Source organism: Coprococcus hominis (ex Arizal et al. 2022) (assembly GCF_040094675.1).
GTDB classification, from domain to species: Bacteria; Bacillota; Clostridia; order Lachnospirales; family Lachnospiraceae; genus Coprococcus_C; species Coprococcus_C hominis.
Genome location: NZ_JBBNHG010000024.1, coordinates 100,747 through 117,577, shown reverse-complemented (window position 1 = coordinate 117,577; position 16,831 = coordinate 100,747). Strand labels below are relative to the sequence as shown.

At 42.4% G+C, this 16,831-nt stretch carries 18 protein-coding genes; all 18 read left to right on the top strand.

Going from position 1 to position 16,831, the window contains the following annotated elements; translation table 11 throughout:
- Positions 1-116 precede the first annotated feature (116 nt).
- The 18 genes from AAAT93_RS03025 (at position 117) to AAAT93_RS02940 (ending at position 16,776) form a co-directional block, all read left to right on the top strand.
- Entirely contained in the window at positions 117-464 is a 348-nt protein-coding gene (locus AAAT93_RS03025; protein WP_181985487.1) for a LysM peptidoglycan-binding domain-containing protein, read from the top strand.
- Positions 465-620: 156 nt separating this feature from the next.
- Positions 621-1,520 (top strand): hypothetical protein, encoded by a 900-nt coding sequence (locus tag AAAT93_RS03020; RefSeq protein WP_227572732.1) that lies wholly within the window; start codon positions 621-623, stop codon positions 1,518-1,520.
- Between the two features lie 12 nt (positions 1,521-1,532).
- Entirely contained in the window at positions 1,533-2,936 is a 1,404-nt protein-coding gene (locus AAAT93_RS03015) for a hypothetical protein (RefSeq protein WP_196019762.1), read from the top strand.
- 2 nt (positions 2,937-2,938) lie between these two features.
- Positions 2,939-3,253, top strand: coding sequence for a hypothetical protein (locus AAAT93_RS03010; RefSeq protein ID WP_227572733.1), 315 nt, complete (start codon positions 2,939-2,941; stop codon positions 3,251-3,253).
- A 119-nt stretch (positions 3,254-3,372) separates the two neighbouring features.
- A complete protein-coding gene (locus AAAT93_RS03005) occupies positions 3,373-4,386 on the top strand; it encodes a hypothetical protein (protein WP_227572734.1) in 1,014 nt (337 codons plus the stop codon).
- 29 nt (positions 4,387-4,415) lie between these two features.
- The gene (locus AAAT93_RS03000; protein ID WP_021984460.1) at positions 4,416-4,823 is read left to right on the top strand and encodes a GerW family sporulation protein; all 408 of its coding nucleotides are present in this window, start codon (positions 4,416-4,418) and stop codon (positions 4,821-4,823) included.
- Positions 4,824-4,900: 77 nt separating this feature from the next.
- Positions 4,901-5,041 (top strand): hypothetical protein, encoded by a 141-nt coding sequence (locus AAAT93_RS02995; RefSeq protein WP_178017149.1) that lies wholly within the window; start codon positions 4,901-4,903, stop codon positions 5,039-5,041.
- A gap of 12 nt (positions 5,042-5,053) precedes the next feature.
- The gene (locus AAAT93_RS02990) at positions 5,054-6,040 is read left to right on the top strand and encodes a DHH family phosphoesterase (protein ID WP_021984461.1); all 987 of its coding nucleotides are present in this window, start codon (positions 5,054-5,056) and stop codon (positions 6,038-6,040) included.
- Position 6,041: 1 nt separating this feature from the next.
- Entirely contained in the window at positions 6,042-6,707 is a 666-nt protein-coding gene (locus AAAT93_RS02985) for a GTP pyrophosphokinase (protein WP_021984462.1), read from the top strand.
- Positions 6,708-6,761: 54 nt separating this feature from the next.
- Positions 6,762-7,328 carry a flavin reductase family protein gene (locus tag AAAT93_RS02980; RefSeq protein WP_117781389.1) on the top strand — a complete coding sequence of 189 codons (567 nt, stop codon included), beginning with the start codon at positions 6,762-6,764 and terminating at the stop codon, positions 7,326-7,328.
- 140 nt (positions 7,329-7,468) lie between these two features.
- Entirely contained in the window at positions 7,469-9,013 is a 1,545-nt protein-coding gene (locus tag AAAT93_RS02975; RefSeq protein WP_227572735.1) for a YifB family Mg chelatase-like AAA ATPase, read from the top strand.
- Entirely contained in the window at positions 9,003-10,145 is a 1,143-nt protein-coding gene (gene dprA, locus AAAT93_RS02970) for a DNA-processing protein DprA (RefSeq protein WP_227572736.1), read from the top strand. The genes AAAT93_RS02975 and dprA overlap by 11 nt, the downstream gene beginning before the upstream one ends.
- A 244-nt stretch (positions 10,146-10,389) precedes the next feature.
- Positions 10,390-11,325: a hypothetical protein gene (locus tag AAAT93_RS02965; RefSeq protein ID WP_021984466.1), complete on the top strand. Its 936-nt coding sequence runs from the start codon at positions 10,390-10,392 to the stop codon at positions 11,323-11,325.
- The gene (locus tag AAAT93_RS02960; protein ID WP_432705874.1) at positions 11,306-11,506 is read left to right on the top strand and encodes a hypothetical protein; all 201 of its coding nucleotides are present in this window, start codon (positions 11,306-11,308) and stop codon (positions 11,504-11,506) included. The genes AAAT93_RS02965 and AAAT93_RS02960 overlap by 20 nt, the downstream gene beginning before the upstream one ends.
- 51 nt (positions 11,507-11,557) lie before the next feature.
- On the top strand, positions 11,558-12,247 hold the full coding sequence (locus tag AAAT93_RS02955) for a response regulator transcription factor (RefSeq protein ID WP_227572741.1): 690 nt from the start codon (positions 11,558-11,560) through the stop codon (positions 12,245-12,247).
- Positions 12,223-13,488, top strand: coding sequence for a sensor histidine kinase (locus AAAT93_RS02950; protein ID WP_255669570.1), 1,266 nt, complete (start codon positions 12,223-12,225; stop codon positions 13,486-13,488). Before AAAT93_RS02955 ends, AAAT93_RS02950 begins: the two co-directional genes overlap by 25 nt.
- Before the next feature lie 172 nt (positions 13,489-13,660).
- Positions 13,661-14,335 (top strand): ABC transporter ATP-binding protein, encoded by a 675-nt coding sequence (locus AAAT93_RS02945; RefSeq protein ID WP_118371786.1) that lies wholly within the window; start codon positions 13,661-13,663, stop codon positions 14,333-14,335.
- Positions 14,332-16,776, top strand: a complete 2,445-nt coding sequence (locus AAAT93_RS02940) for an ABC transporter permease (protein ID WP_227572743.1) — start codon at positions 14,332-14,334, stop codon at positions 16,774-16,776. The genes AAAT93_RS02945 and AAAT93_RS02940 overlap by 4 nt, the downstream gene beginning before the upstream one ends.
- The last annotated feature ends 55 nt before the right edge of the window (positions 16,777-16,831 follow it).

Below are 16,831 nucleotides of genomic sequence, written 5' to 3'. Positions count from 1 at the left end.
ATTTTTCGACATCTGACATTATATAGGAAAGAATCATGAATTTCAACAGAAAAATTGTGAACATTTTCTTCCTATTAAGAATAAAATAATCAGAAATGAGTATGGAGATATGCGCTATGGAGCATGAATGCAAGGGAACCGTACACAAAGTCGTTGCCGGAGATACGCTGTACAAATTATCAAAAATGTATGGTGTCCGCCTGATTGATATCCTGAAAGAGAATCCATATGTCAATGTCTATAATCTGCAGCCAGGAGATGAAATCTGTATTCCGACAGAGGTGTATGAGGAAGAAGAGAGGCGTTATTATACGGCGAAGGTTGGAGAGACACTAGGAAGCTTAGTCGGGGAATTTGATACGGATATTGCGGATCTGATGCAGTATAACCGGGAGCTTTACGATCTGCGGGTGCCACTTGGAACAATCATCCGGATTCCGCCGGAGAAAGAAAAACAGTCATAGAAACAGATTGGTGAAAATGGGATAGAAGTGTATGAGAAAAGTGATTGCCACAGACGGAGAATCCGCGCGTGGCGATTGCTTTTTTTATGTATATAGGGTATAATATCGAATTGATATGCAAAGTGAAAGTGAGGAAAATTTAATTTGAGTTTTTTTGTGAAGTTAGAGAAAAAATTTGGTAAATTTGCAATTCGAAATCTCCCGATCAAGATCGCAGTTGTGATGGCAATCTCATATATATTATGGGCGTTTGTACCATCATTTGCATACAAGCTTGTTTTTTCCCCGTATGCGATTATGGAACAGCACCAGTTCTGGAGGCTATTCACATGGGTATTTTCACCACCGGGAGATCTGGATTTTGTTGGGATACTGATGATCTTTATTTTGGTTCTGTTTGGACAGCAGATTGAACAGGCAATGGGAACGTTTATGTTTAATCTGTATATATTGGGGGCATGGTTCTGGAATACAGTGATTATGCTTGGTATCAGTATCTATTACTATGCGTCCGGTTCCATTCTTGGAATGATGGATGTGGGAATTCTGGCAATGTATTTCTTTGACTATGGGTTGTTTTTGGCATTTGCACTGATGTATTCGGATGCGCGTGTGCTGTTTATGTTCTTCATTCCGATCCGCGCGGTCTGGATTGCGGTCATTGATATGGGGCTGATGGCATTTGAGTTTATGCGGACAACCGCGTTGAACCGTGGTTCCATCATTGCGTATCTGGTGAATTTCTTCATCTTTTACCTGATCATGGGACGGGGTGTTGGCATGCGGAGCTCGAACAGCAAGGCGGCAGCGAAACGAAGGAAACGGGATTACGACCGTCGTGTGGAGAATCTGTCCCGCCAGGTAAATGGGGAGGCAGACCGGCGTCACAAGGCACAGCAGATGGGATATCCATCGAACATCACGAAGCACAAATGTGCAATCTGTGGAAGAACGGAGCGGGATGGCGATGATCTGGAGTTTCGGTTCTGCTCAAAATGTAACGGAAATTATGAGTATTGTAACGAACATTTATTTACGCATGAGCATGTGAAATAGGAGACTGATATAATGATAGCAACATGTAAGAAATTAGTGACAGATATACAGAGAGACAAAGACTTAGACAAGAAACTTCCAGAATATGCAGAACTGCTTGGAAGACAGTATAACTGCTATGCGACTGTAAAAGGAAGCATGAATTATTACACGATGAAGGAAGTCTGTGATGAGCAGGATGACAAGAACACGGATGTCTGCAAATATTTTGCACTTCTGACAGGCTTGTTAGACCGTCATCTGGTTAAGCGCGAGGCAGTGGACGAAGATTCTATGGAAGCAATCGCACAGCTTCGTAGCAATGTAGAATATAAGATGCATATTCTGACCGCTTACACGGATGCATATGAGATTTATGAGTATGTGTTAAACCGTGTGGAGGCTGCCGTGCGTGATGAAGTGGCACCGGTTGATGCAAAAGGGCTTTCTGAGAAGATGTTTGCCTATGTATTTGCAGAGAATGATACGGTTGTTATAAACAGTAAATTACAGCTTCTGATGGCGCAGCTTCCGGTTCGTATGACGAAGAATAAGTTTTATGATATTGTCAATTCAACACTCAATATCTATGAGGAGGGCGAGACAACCTCTGTGGATGAGTTTGTTGATATGCTGCGCAGTGCAGTGCTTTTGAAGAAGCCAAAGGGATTTGAGACGGAGTATCCATTTTTATATCATGTTTATACCGATCTTGCAGAGGCTGATTATGCGGCACTCACGCTGCCGGAGTTTGAAGATTTGACGAAGCGTCTGAATCAGGCTGCGACGATCATCAACAACGAAGTGTCAGCGTTTATGCTGTTACAGGAAGTCATAAATGATGTGTATACGATCCTACTTACGATTGATGCAGCATATGAGAAGAACGAAGAAGATGTACCGGGGTATGCAGCAGCACTTCGCATTATCAAGGCGTGTGTAAAGGCAGAGACGATCGATCAGTTACCGGATGAGGTGATGGATGAGTTTTTCACAATCGAAGGTGTGCAGGAGCGCGTGTATGAATCTATCGTGATATTGGAAGCAGTGCTGGATGAGATTCGCGTTGGAAAAGCCGAGCAGATTGAAAGCCTTGCACTGACAGAGACATTTGACCGTCTGGATAAGGTAAGCAAGCTGCTTTCTACAAGCTTGTTTATTGATCTTGACAAGGTTTCTAGAAAGACAGAAACCGCAGATCATGCGTATATCACAGCAAAGAAGGAAGCACTTGTAAAGGAACTTGGCGATTTGTTTTCGAGTGTGAAGAGACCGGTTTACCGTAGTATGATGTGTAAGCTTCTTGCTGCAATGCCGATCTTCATGAATACACAACAGGAGATCCGGGATTATTTTGATTATGTAATTGAGAATTGTAAGGATGACAGCGAACTTATGGCATGTAATAAGCTGATTTCAGAGATGATAGAGGAGTAATCGTGATTTTTGCTGATAAATGTTATACATACAATCTTACAGAGCGAAAACAGGCACGGATCAGGAAAAGGATCAGGCGGCATAAGCCTGTCAGGAATCTGTATGTGATCGTGTTGCCGTTATTGCAGGATGGATTGCTGGAGATTTATCCATATAATCAGTTGTTACAAAAACCATACAGGAAGATAGATTCCCGGATACGGGTTGTCGGCTTTGCAAGAGGCAAAGAAGTGGCAGAACAGCTCGTATTGCAGATCATACAGGATATGTATGATGAAACCGGGGAAGAATGGAAGGTAGAGGATTTTTTCTTTTGATTGAAGTGAAAGAACCACAGGTAGGAGTAAGGTAAGGAATGCTGCATGTATTGTTACTTATTTTAAAAATAATCGGATGGATCCTCCTTGGTATCATAGGATTGCTTCTCTTGCTTGTGATGCTGATTTTATTTTGCCCGATCCGGTATCAGGCAGATATCTCGTATCAGGGTGGGAAGACATTACAGGCAAAAGCAAAGGTACGGTATCTGATCTTAAGTGTCCGGGTGTTGTATGACCAGAGCCGGGAGAAGGATAAACTGAAACAGGAGATACGGCTGTTATGGTTTAGGCTTGGAAAGAAGAAGGCAGAAGAAGCAGAGCGTGAGGTGGAACATCTCGCTGATGAGGGATTCGACGACGCGTGGGATGATATCGACGTGGATGAGGACGATGATGCAATCTGTGAGAAGCCGGTAAAGCGAAAGGATAGTATAGAAAATAGTTCACAGAAGATAATAAGTGAATCGGAGAAAACGGATGAGTCAGATGGGACTATTACAGAGATTCCGACGATACCACTTCCAGAGACAGACATAAATGAGGATGATATAGAAACAAAGACAGAGGAAGCACCAGAGCATGAAATCTTTGATCTGGACGAACCGGACGATCTGTCGGAAGAAGAAAAGAAGCAATCGGGCAGATTGAAGATATTGTGCCGGAAGGTGTGGGAGAAGATTAAGAAAGTCTGGACATTTGTGATAAATCACACACCAGGAAAGGTCGCAGAGCGTGTGACTGACAAGATCGAGAAAAAGACAGCGACTGCGAAGAAAAAGCTCCGGCGATTGCAGAAGTTCTGGAATCTGTCGTGTACGGTAAAGACACGTGAATATCTGAAAAAATATATTCCGCGGACATTGAAACATATTTTGCCACGCAAGGTAAAGGGCTATGTGCATTACGGCATGGATGAGCCATACAAGACCGGGCAGGTGACCGGATATTTGAGCTTACTGCCGTTTGTATATCAAAAAGGGCTGTCAATGCAGCCGGATTTTGAACAGAAGGTGTTGGAACTGGATGTGAAGCTGAAAGGCCGAATCCGGCTTGGATATCTGCTCCGGATTGTCTTGAATATCAATATCTGGAGGACACTAAAAGTTGCAAAGAAAGTAATGAATCAGTAAGATAATATAGAAATTGGAGGTAATGAGTGATGGCAAATGATTTTAATCAGACAGTTGGTTCTTTATTTCAGGGGATGGATTCCCTGCTTACAACGAAGACAGTTGTTGGCGAGCCAACGAAGGTAGGCGATACAATTATTTTACCATTGGTGGATGTGAATTTTGGTGTAGCTGCCGGTGCATTTGGCAAAAACGGCGGTTCCAACTCTGCTGGAGGCGGAATGGGCGGTAAGATGTCTCCAACTGCGGTACTTGTGATCCAGAACGGACATGCGAAGATGATTCCAGTCAAGCAGGGTGACACGGTAAGCAAGGTGATCGACATGATTCCAGAGGTTGTCGATAAGATTGCAACAGCCATGGGTAAGAAAGCAGATGTGGATATTGACAGCCCAGAAATCAAAGAAGCGATTGATCAGGCAAGTGAGAATAACTAGGATTTGAACGAAATTACGTCTTTTCACTCCGTTTGTCTCATAGTATGTAGTAGAACAAATATGATGAAGAGGCGGCATTGAAGGCATTATTTGGATATTCGATTTTATTTATGGCGATTGGCATGATACTTTCGTATTTTGTCAGTGGGTTTTGCGAGTTTGTTTTAGTGACGGCAATGCTTATCTTAGCGTATGTATTGCTGTGCTTTGATTGTTAACAGGAGGCGCAAGTGGCAGAAGAAAAACAGAAGGCGTTGATTGAACTTCTGAGAGGACATAAGGTATATTTACAGACACATAATTTCCCGGACCCGGATGCGATATCGAGTGCATTTGGCTTGAAGCGATATCTGGAATATTATGGAATTACATCGACCATCTGTTATGTCGGCAGTATTGACCGGTTTAATACAAGAAAGATGATGGATACGTTTGGCATCGAGATTTATTCGTATGATGACATCCCGGACATGCAGGCGGAGGACTATATCGTGCATGTCGATTGTCAGAAACCGAATGCAAATACGACAGATCTTCTGGGCAATGAGGTGGCATGTGTCGATCATCATCCGGTGTTTGTGAAGACAGAGGATTACAAGTTCGAGGATATCCGTATTGTTGGTGCCTGTGCCAGCATTGTTGCGTCGTATTTTCAGACAAGCGGTGTGCCGATGGATGAGGATGTTGCGACCGCACTTGCTTATGGAATCAAGATGGATACGGCAGATTTTGTGCGTGGAACAACCGCGTTTGATATGGATATGATGGCATATCTGTTCGATTATATCAGTACGGAAAAACTGAACAGTATGTATAATTCCACGATAGAATTTCAGGATCTGAAGGCGTATGGTGCGGCAATCGAGCATATCGAAGTGTTTGATTATGTTGGATTCACCTACATTCCATTTGAGTGCCCGAATTCCCTTGTTGCGATCATATCGGATTTTATTTTGTCCTTGGATGTGGTCGATGTAGCCGTTGTCTACTCTATCAATTCGGATGGCATTAAATTCTCTGTGCGCAGTGAGCGGGCAGATGTGGATGCAGGAAAACTAATCTATCAGGCGTTGGATGGAATTGGTTCCGGTGGTGGACATGCTGCGATGGCAGGTGGATTTGTCAGCCATGAAGCACTGAATAAGATCGGCAGAGATTATGACCGGAAATTAAAGGAATTATTTATGAAAACGATTCGTAAGAATAGAGGTGTGTAACATGAACGGGAGTACAGATATGAGTATGGAGCTTCTGATGAACTCCGACAACCCGGAAAAGGTGCTGCAGACGATGCAGCCATTTATAGAATCTATGATGCACTATGAGTGTGCGTTGATGGAGATTGAGACAAAGCTGAAGGTGTTGAATACTGAGTTTGCATCACAGTATAATCGAAATCCGTTTGAGTCAATCCGGTGCAGATTGAAAAAACCACTCAGCATCGTGGAGAAGATGAAACGAAAAGGTCTGGAAATCTCGATAGAAAATATCGAGGAGAACCTGACGGATATCGCAGGTGTACGTGTGATCTGTTCGTTCCCGGAGGATATATATACGGTATCAGAGCTTTTGACAAAACAGGACGATATCCGGGTTGTATGTGTGAAGGATTACATACGGAATCCAAAGCCAAACGGATACCGAAGTCTGCATCTGATTGTGGAGATTCCGATTTTCTTGTCAAATGAGAAAAAATATATGAAAGTCGAAGTGCAGTTTCGGACAATCGCGATGGATTTCTGGGCGAGTCTTGATCATAAGCTCAAGTATAAGAAGGACAATCTGAAGCATCCGGAGATTATTGCGAAGGAGTTAAAAAAGTGCGCGGATACGATTACGGCGATGGACTACAAGATGCAGGAGATCCGGAGTCTGCTGGAATAACGGAATGATTGTATTTTGATTTACCTGAATAGATAAAAAAACAGGAGGCAGAAAATGGCAAAACAGGTTTGGAAACCGGGAAATATGTTGTATCCGGTACCGGCGGTTATGGTGACAACCGGTGATGGAAATGGAATCGATGACATTATCACGATCGCATGGACGGGAACCATCAATTCCGATCCACCGATGGTATCGATCTCTGTACGAAAGTCAAGATATTCACATGAATTACTTACGAAAAACGGAGAGTTCGTCATCAATTTAGTGACGAAGGATCTGTGCTATGCGATGGATTATTGTGGTGTGAAATCAGGCAGAGATGTAGATAAATTCGCGGAGATGAAGATGACGAAGGGCAAGGCACAGACAGTGTCGGTACCTGTCATTGAAGAAAGCCCGGTCAATATTGAGTGTAAGGTCACACAGGTAATTGAGCTTGGCTCCCATGATATGTTCTTAGCTGAGGTAACAGCCGTACTTGCGGATGAGAAATATATGGATGAGACAGGAAAGTTTGACCTGAATAAGACAGATTTGATTGCATATTCCCACGGACAGTATTTTACGCTTGGTGATTATGTTGGCAAATTCGGATACAGTGTACAGAAAAAGAAATAAGTATTGATAAATAGTGGTACCTATCATAGAAAAGAACATTTGCAACGTTCACAAAAGTTTCAGACTTTGTTCGTTGACAGATGTTCTTTTCTTTTATACTATAAACTTGGTCAGCGCCCTTGGAGAAGAAGGGAGCGAATATGTTTAGTAAAGTAAAAAGCTGTGCGGTTCACGGTGTGGACGGACGGATGATCGATGTGGAGGCAGATGTGAATGATGGTCTGCCTGTATTTACCATGGTTGGATATCTGTCATCGTCTGTCAGGGAGTCATCGGAACGCGTGCGGACTGCGCTTAAGAATTCAGGCTTTCATTTGCCACCGAAGCGCATCACAATCAATTTATCCCCGGCAGATATGAGAAAAGATGGTTCCGGATATGACCTTGCGATTGCAACAGCCGTGCTGCTGTCACTTGGCGTAACAGCAGAATTACCGATGGAACAGACGTTGGTGCTCGGAGAACTGAGCCTGGACGGATCGATAAAAGCGATTCCGGGCGTTCTTCCGATGGTTATCTGCGCCAGAGAAGAAGGTATGACAAGCTGCATTGTTCCAAAAGAAAATGTGCAGGAGGCTGCTTTGGTGCAAGGGATATCCGTTATAGGTGTTTCAAGCCTGCAGGAGACCATGGAGTATATCCAGGGAATAAAAGAATATGACAATACGAATGTCAGGAAACCGGCTGTGGATACATCGGAATATCTGTATGATATTGATTTTTCTGATGTAGTAGGACAGGAAAGCATCAAGCGGGGGATGGAGATTGCTGCGGCTGGATTTCATAATGTGTTGTTAACCGGTGCAGCCGGCGCAGGGAAATCCATGCTCGCGAAGCGTCTGCCGACGATCCTGCCGCAGATGAGCTTCGAAGAAAGTCTGGAAGTGACAAAGATATACAGTGTCGGAGGGATGTTACCGCCGGAAGGGGGATTGATCCACAGGCGTCCGTTCCGGGCACCACATCACACGATCTCGGAATATGCACTGATCGGTGGCGGCAGGGTTCCGACACCGGGGGAGGTGAGCTTTGCGCATTACGGTGTGCTGTTTTTAGATGAACTTCCGGAGTTTTCCAAACCTGTGTTGGAGGTGCTGCGCCAGCCGTTAGAAGACCGGAGAATCCGAATATCGAGAGTACAGGCATCGTATGAATTCCCAGCGGATTTTATGTTTGTGGCGGCGATGAATCCATGTCCATGTGGAAACTACCCGGATTATAGGAGGTGCAGCTGCACGGAACAGCAGATCCGCCGCTATCAAAGTAAGGTAAGCGGACCATTGCTTGACCGGATCGATATCCGGATGGAGGTTAAAGGCGTAAAGCAGGAGGCACTTTTCTCCAAACAGAAAACAGAAGCTTCGAAGACAATCCGGGCACGAGTGGAACAGGCAAGACAGATGCAGAAGGATCGGTTTGCCGGAACCGGACTGTTGTTTAATTCACAGCTTGATGGAAAAAATCTGGAGGAATATATCAAGTTGTCTGCGGAAGGAAAAAGGCTGGTGCTTCAGCTGTTTGAAGAACAGGAATTATCTGTGCGAGGTGTGCACCGCGTCTTGAAGCTTGCCCGCACAATCGCGGATCTGGCTGGCAGTGAAGAGATTGAAAATGCACATCTGCAGGAAGCGGCATTTTACCGCAATCAGGATGTATTTGCAAAGGAGGTTCTGTATGGAAACTAGAAGTGAGATGGCAAGGCTTTGGCTATATGGAAATCATGAGATATCATCAAAAGTAAAATATTATCTGATTCTACGGTACGGTACGGCCGAGCAGGCTATGGAGCAATCGGTACCGGAGCTTGAGAAGGAGCTGGCGAAGCAATTTGAACCGGCGGAATATCAGACGCTTTTACTTCGCAAAAATACAAATTATCTGGATGAAGTATACGGACGATTAAAGGAACGAAACATCCGAATCTTATATCCGGGGCATCCGTTATACCCGGAGAAGCTTACAAATATCTACGATAAACCGGAGATTTTATTTGCGCGTGGCAAAATTCGGGAGAGCATCAATTATTATAATCAGTCGGTTGCGATTGTGGGTGCACGCAATGCAGATACATACTGTAAAGAAACGACACGTATCTTCGCGAGGGAGCTTGCGAAGGCAGGAATCCAGATTGTGAGTGGACTGGCCAGGGGTATCGATGGTCAGGCACATCGCGGCTGTCTGGAAGCAGGCGGCTATACGATCGCAGTGCTTGGCTGTGGAATCAATGTCACATATCCGCGCGAGAATATCGAGTTATTTGCACAGATCGAAGAACGTGGATTGATTCTGTCCGAATATTGTCTGGATGTACCGCCGCTTGCATTTCAATTTCCGCTCAGGAATCGGATCATAAGCGGACTGTCGGATGGTGTATTAGTATCCTGTGCCAAGAAGAAAAGCGGTTCTCTGATTACAGCAGATCTGGCACTTGATCAGGGAAAACAGGTGTACGCTCTGCCGGGCAGAGTATTAGATGCATTCAGTGAGGGTACAAACCACCTGATTCAGATGGGTGCGATGTGCGTGACAAGACCGAAGGATATCCTGCTTGATCTGTGGGGAGAGGAACGCCTGAATATGGATGATGTTAGCGGTGCTGCATCCGGTAGTGCTGAAAAACAAAGTGAAACGCGGGATAACCTGACAGCCGCAGAACGGACCGTATATGACCTTCTAGGCTTAGATCCCGTGCATGTGGATGATGTGATCGCACAGGCAAGACTCGGTGTATCGACGACAATCAGTGTGCTGTATGAGCTGGAGCGGCGAAACTTGATCAAGCAGCCGGTGCGAGGGTATTATATATGGAGTTTATGAAGAATGATAGCTGTATTTAATATGCTAGATTTATGAAAACGCGCAACACTGTCGCACGTTTTCATAAATTAGTTCTTTTGTATCGCAGAAATATGACATAAGATATGGGTATGCAAAGCTGCCGATATAAGGTATAATAAATGAATTAAGTTTAACAATCGAAGTTTGAAGGAGCGACAATATATGAAGTATTTATAATTCCGTTTTGCCGGACTGAAAAATCAAGTGTAGGAGGATACATGACATGAAATATACGAATAAGCATATAAAAGAAGAATACAAATTAAATCAAATAGGGCGGACAATTGGAATGATCCTCTTAGTGATAGGAATATTATTGGTGGGATTTGGAATGATTCAGACAAAGAGAAAGATGGATTATGTCCGACCATTTGAACTGGTATTACAGGAAGAATCCAATCCTGCGAATCAGACAGCATATATTGATATTATCCGGGTACCGGAGAAGTTGGCGGAAAATAAATATGAAGGATATTACCTTGTAACAACCGCTGAGGAAAGCTATATTGTAGAGATGCAACCGGAACAGTTCGTAGATTTGAAGCAGAGAGTGGAAGAGAACGGTACGGCAAGAGTGGAAGGCATGACGAAAGTTGTGATTGATGAGAATGTAAAAACAATCGTAAGTGCGTATATCAATCACAAATTTATTGCTATACGTATGACGAAGCTTACCTATGGAAAAATACTCAAGGAAGGATATTTTGTGAATCTGGATATCGGCGGCATCTTAATATTGATTGGAATTTCGATGGTATTCATACAGGTGCGTGCGATAAAAAAATACAGACATCCATTGGCAGAGCAGATTGACGAAGAATGTAATCAGCCGGAAGCTCTCTGGTTTAATGATTTTAGAATATATTTGACAAAGAGCTTTCTTGTATCTGTATATGGTGGAAAGTTGACTGCGCTGGATCTGGCAAAGGTACAAATGATAAGACTGTTCGAAACAGGGAAGGGGAGTTTGAGTGTTATCACCTTGGAGGTGACGACAACAGAACAGGAGAAAATAACTGTCAGCGAGAATGAATGGTCATTTTTTACAATGAATGAAGAAGAGATTACTTATCTGACAGATGTATTCGGCAAAAGAAATATTGAATTTGTTTGTGAGATTCAACCGGATGAAGAAATCGATGAAGACGAAGAGTTTTGAAATGGAAAACATGCATAGGAATTATGCAAAGGATAAAAGGAATAAGTTGCTCTTGAACGTATACCAAAAGAACGCACGGGCAATATCCTTTTATAAGAGAGAAGGATTTGAGATTCAGCATAGTGGCTTAGATGAGGCTACCGGAGAAAAGGATTATGTAATGACATGGCAACACAAATAGACGAAGCTTACCGATGGAAATATATAGTTAATAAAGAGAGGTGCATATGCTATGCCCGGTATACTCGTGGTTGAAGATGATGAAAATTTAAATCGTGGGATTACATTTTCACTGAAAAAATCCGGATATGAGGTATTTTCAGCAGAATCAGTGAAGAAAGCGAAAAGAATTGCAAGTGATAATCATGTGGATGTTACCATTTGTGATGTGAATCTTCCGGATGGGAATGGACTGGAATTGGTAAGGTGGATGAGATGCAATTATAATACATACATTATCTGCCTTACAGCACTAGATCAGGAGATGGATCAGGTCATGGGATATGAAGCAGGGGCAGATGATTATATTACAAAGCCGTTTAGTCTTTCGGTACTTCTTTTGAAAATAGAAGCACATTTCCGCCGCAGACAGGAGAAGACGGAAGCTGGAAAGATGATTTCGGGAGATATCGTATTTATCGCAGGAGAAATGAAAGTCCTGATAAAGAGTCGTGAAATCAGTCTGACAAAAACGGAGTTGAAAATGCTGACTTTTTTTCTTCAGAATCCGAAACAGATTCTTTCAAAAACACAAATATTGGAAAATGTGTTTGATCTGGAAGGGGATTTTGTGGATGAAAATACAATCGCTGTCAATATCAGAAGACTCCGTGAGAAAATTGAAGACAATCCGGCTGCACCGGTCTATATAAAGAATATCAGAGGTCTTGGGTATATATGGAATCAGGAGGTACGGCGGTGACAAAGAGATATCGCAAGAAAATCTCAGTAGTGCCTTCCTTGGTATTGCCTGTCATAGTATTGTTTGCAATATTAAATTGCTTTACCACGTATGTGTTTTATGAAGATTATAAATATAAAATGAATCTTATGACAGAGATTGCTGCAAAGGAAGAATGTTCCGGGCTGGATGCTGTTTCAGAATTGCTTAAGGATAAAGATATTGAAACCAACGAACGGGGACGGCGATTATTGGAGCAATATGGATACTGGGGAAATAAAGGGAATGCATGTTATTTGCAATTCCGGCATCAGGTTATGGTGACCGGTGCTGTAAGCACTGTGATATGCATGCTTTTTTTGACTTTTTTACTTTATTGGAAGAAAAAAGAAGATGCGTGTCATCAGAAAATTTTAGACCAGTTGGAAGAAATTCTGATCAGATTCCGTGAAAATAAATTTGATGATTTACTGAAAACGGAAAATCACGCTGAACTGGAAAAATTGAATGACCAGCTTGAAGCAATCGGACATCATATTCGGTTGCTAAAGGAAGAAGCGCGGGCAGAAAAAGAGAGTACGAAAGAAATGGTTTCTGATATCTCTCACCAGTTAAAGACACCGGTTGCAGCTTTGGATACATGTTTTAGTGTGTTGATGCAGAATGACTTAAGTGCCACAGAACAGGAGGAGTTTCGTATCCGTTGTCGGAGTGCTCTGGATGGAGTGGAGACATTATTGCAGTCGCTTCTTGAAATATCCAAGATGAAAACTGGACTGATTCAGATGAATAAGAAAAATCTTCCGCTTATGGATACTGTCATATCTGCTGTGAACCGTACTTATCCCAAAGCGGATGAGAAAGAAATTGAATTCGTTTTTGACTATGCAAAAGAACTGGAAACATGCATGGTTATGCAGGATAAAAGATGGCTTGGTGAAGCTTTTATCAACGTTCTGGATAATGCGGTCAAGTACAGTCCGGGTGGTTCAAAAATATTTATCCGGTTACAAAAAAGAAACGATCTTGTAAGAATGGAAATTGAGGATCAGGGAATTGGTATTCCGCAGAATGAGTATCACAAAATTTTTCAACGATTTTACAGAGGAAGTTCCAGGGAGGTCATGGAAAAGAGTGGTACAGGAATCGGACTATTTCTATCGAGAGAAATTATCGAAAAACACGGAGGTATGATCACGGTAACCTCCGGCAAAAAGAAAAAAGGAAGCACGTTTGTGATCCAATTACCATATGTTGGTTAAATTTTAATTGGGCAGAAATCTTACAATTCTGTAAGACTTCTGCCCACTTTTTGAAAGTGAAATGAAAGATTATATTGCTACAATCAGCATGTAGGTTGAAAAATGATATATAAACAGGCAAAGAAAGCGTGCTGAAAAGGTACGCTTTACAGAATTGAAAAGGAGGCAACACATGAGTGTGATATTAGAAACCAAACAGCTTTGTAAGTTTTATGGCGCAGGTGAGAATCAGGTCAAAGCGGTCAATCAGGTGGACATTCAGATTGAGCAGGGAGAATTTGTCGCAATTGTTGGAAAGTCAGGATCCGGTAAAAGTACATTACTTCATATGCTTGGAGGGCTTGATACCCCGACAAAAGGCAGTGTTACTTTAGCAGGGAAAGATTTATACAGGATGAAGGAAGATGCCCTTGCTGTTTTCCGCAGAAGAAAAATCGGCTTTGTTTTTCAGGCATTTAATCTGGTTTCATCTATTAATGTCTGGGAAAATATTGTACTGCCACTGGGGCTAGATGGAAGAAAAGTGGATGAAGCGTATGTAAATGATATCATTGCAACTTTGGGAATTGAAAAGAGGATTTACAATCTGCCAAATCAGTTGTCCGGAGGACAGCAACAGAGAGTAGCAATTGCAAGAGCACTGGTGAATCGTCCGGAAATTATATTTGCAGATGAGCCGACAGGAAATCTTGATTCCAAGACCAGTGATGAGGTGATTGCCCTGCTTAAGATGACAGCAAAAAAATATGGACAGACAATTGTAATGATTACCCATGATGACGAAATTGCACAGGTCGCTGATCGTATTCTGGTAATTGAGGATGGACAGGTGGTGGATTTTAGATGAAGACAATAAGCAGGATTGCATATAGCAATGACAAAAAGAACAAGACAAGAAGTATACTGATTATGATGTCCATATGTCTGACTACGATGCTGCTTGTGATTATCAGTACTGTGGGAAATGGAATGATCCGTTTACAGAAAAGTCAGGCGGCAGGCTCATATGGAAGCAATTATGGTTTGTTTGTCGCAGCAGATGCCTCGCAGTTAAAGGAAGTAAGCCGCCGTGCAGAAATAGATGCAATAGGAATTATGTGTACAGAAGGCATAATTAAAGGCAACGAAAACGGTGGTTTTGTCTGCATGGATGAGACTGCAAGAAAAATGCTTCCCTATAATAATGAATATGAGTTAAAGGAAGGAAAGTATCCGGGAGGAACGCAGGAAATTGCCGCAGGAAGAGCATTTTTTCGTGCAATGGGATATGATGATGTAAAGGTCGGAGATACGGTTACACTGGATTACCGTGCAGGGATGCGGTCAGAATATAAGCCGGAAGAATTTGTTGTCAGCGGAATCCTATATGACCGGGATGAGTATACCATCGAGGCATCTTATGTTGCTTTCGGGTCACAGGAGTTTTACGATGAGCATATCGCAGAGAATGACAGACAGTATAATATTTATTTTTCTTTAAATGATTCTGCAAATGTATCTATGAATAATATTGAACCGGTTATAAAACAGATTGCAGCATCTTGTGGGATCGAAGAAAAAAACGTTATAATCAATGATTTCTATCTGCAATGGGTCTTGCAGCCGAGTTATGAAACGATTGCGGTATGTGGAATGCTGATTCTTGCAATTGTACTTTTCTCTGTTGTGGTCATTTATAATATTTTTCAGGTCGGTATTGCCAACAAGATACAGGAGTATGGAAAAATCAAGGCTCTGGGAGCGACAAAAAAGCAGATGAAACAACTGATCTTCAGAGAGGGCATTTTTTTGACAATTTTTTCAATACCGGTTGGATTGCTTCTTGGCTTTCTGATTGCAAAATACGGTTTTAACTGGCTGGTAGAACAGGGAAAACTTGTATCAACCGGAACTGGCTCTATGAGTGTCCAAAATCAGCAGGTGCCACTGTTTTCCCTGCCTGTTATGCTTCTATGTATTTTCGTATCATTTCTTACCGTTGCTTTGGCGCTGCGTAAACCAATGAAAATTGTTTCACGGATTTCGCCTATCGAAGCAACACGGTATTTAGAAAATGCAGAAACACAAAGAAAAGGAAAACGAAATGGCAGAAAAAATGTTACCGTGTTTTCTATGGCAATGGCAAATGTAACGGGTAATCCCAAAAGAACCATTGGTACCATCCTTACGATGGGGCTTTCCTGCACATTGTTTGTGATTATCTCTAATTATGTGGGAAATATTGACACGGAGCATGAAGCACGTCTTTCCGTTAATCATGGACAATTTGAACTGCAGCTTGACTATTCTGCTGAGTATGATGAAAGATATCCGGAGAATAATCTGGATACGATTCTGACGGATGATCCATTGAATGATTCGCTGATTGAAGAAATCAAAAGCATTCCGGGAGTGACGGATGTCATGACAAGAGAGATTGTCTCTGTAAATCTGAACGGAACAAGATTTCCGGCTACTATTGTGAGTAAAAGGGATTTTGATTTTATGCGTCAAGAAGGGGATATTGGCTCTATGGACTATGATCAGGCAGTAAAGAATGGTGATATTTTCTTTGGCTGGTCGACGTGGATGGAACAAGATGGATATGCTCCGGGTGAATCCATTGCATTTGACTTTGAGAATGGAAGTGGAACCTATACCTATCAGGGAAAGATTGCAGGATCCTTTGTAAGTGCGGACACTTATCTTGTCATTCCGGAAGGCGTATACCGTTCCATGAATCCGAGAGGAACAGCCTATGGCTATCTGTGGGTGGACTGTGATAAAAAAGATGTGGCATCTGTGGAGCAAAATCTGAATACATTGATTTCTAATACTTCGCATATAAAAATGGATACTTATCATGCGCAGTTACAATCTGCAGAATTTGCAGCCCGCATGATGAAGCTTGGCTGTTATCTGTTTATGGCTATTGTAGGACTCATCGGGTTTATGAATATGGCGAATACCATGATCATGAATATTACGACAAAAAAGCAGGAATATGGTATATTACAGGCTGTGGGTATGACAAATAAACAATTAAATTTATGCCTGCAGTTGCAGGGACTGATTTTTACGGTTGGCACCATATGTGTAGCACTTGTTGTTGGTCTGCCACTTGGCTACGCGCTCTTTGCCTATGCAAAGCATAATGGAATATTTGGAATAAATATCTATCATGTTCCAATCGTACCAATTTTTATTATGATTTTTTTGGTCGGTCTGTTGCAGATTGTGCTTTCCTGCGTTTTAAGCAGTAATCTGAAAAAGGAAACGCTGGTTGAAAGAATAAGGTATCAGGGATAGCAAGTAACCAAGCTGTCACTCGGGCAATGAGTGACAGCTTGGTTTTTTTCTGCTT

Excerpts from the sequence above, each read along its gene's own strand:
- AAAT93_RS03015 (WP_196019762.1), top strand. The coding sequence starts at position 1,533 with ATGATAGCAACATGTAAGAAATTAGTGACAGATATACAGAGAGACAAA.
- AAAT93_RS02945 (WP_118371786.1), top strand. The coding sequence starts at position 13,661 with ATGAGTGTGATATTAGAAACCAAACAGCTTTGTAAGTTTTATGGCGCA.
- AAAT93_RS03025 (WP_181985487.1), top strand. The coding sequence starts at position 117 with ATGGAGCATGAATGCAAGGGAACCGTACACAAAGTCGTTGCCGGAGAT.
- AAAT93_RS02975 (WP_227572735.1), top strand. The coding sequence starts at position 7,469 with ATGTTTAGTAAAGTAAAAAGCTGTGCGGTTCACGGTGTGGACGGACGG.
- dprA (WP_227572736.1), top strand. The coding sequence starts at position 9,003 with ATGGAAACTAGAAGTGAGATGGCAAGGCTTTGGCTATATGGAAATCAT.
- AAAT93_RS02950 (WP_255669570.1), top strand. The coding sequence starts at position 12,223 with ATGGAATCAGGAGGTACGGCGGTGACAAAGAGATATCGCAAGAAAATC.
- AAAT93_RS02980 (WP_117781389.1), top strand. The coding sequence starts at position 6,762 with ATGGCAAAACAGGTTTGGAAACCGGGAAATATGTTGTATCCGGTACCG.
- AAAT93_RS02985 (WP_021984462.1), top strand. The coding sequence starts at position 6,042 with ATGAACGGGAGTACAGATATGAGTATGGAGCTTCTGATGAACTCCGAC.
- AAAT93_RS02940 (WP_227572743.1), top strand. The coding sequence starts at position 14,332 with ATGAAGACAATAAGCAGGATTGCATATAGCAATGACAAAAAGAACAAG.
- AAAT93_RS03005 (WP_227572734.1), top strand. The coding sequence starts at position 3,373 with ATGCTGATTTTATTTTGCCCGATCCGGTATCAGGCAGATATCTCGTAT.
- AAAT93_RS02965 (WP_021984466.1), top strand. The coding sequence starts at position 10,390 with ATGAAATATACGAATAAGCATATAAAAGAAGAATACAAATTAAATCAA.
- AAAT93_RS02955 (WP_227572741.1), top strand. The coding sequence starts at position 11,558 with ATGCCCGGTATACTCGTGGTTGAAGATGATGAAAATTTAAATCGTGGG.
- AAAT93_RS02960 (WP_432705874.1), top strand. The coding sequence starts at position 11,306 with ATGAAGACGAAGAGTTTTGAAATGGAAAACATGCATAGGAATTATGCA.
- AAAT93_RS03000 (WP_021984460.1), top strand. The coding sequence starts at position 4,416 with ATGGCAAATGATTTTAATCAGACAGTTGGTTCTTTATTTCAGGGGATG.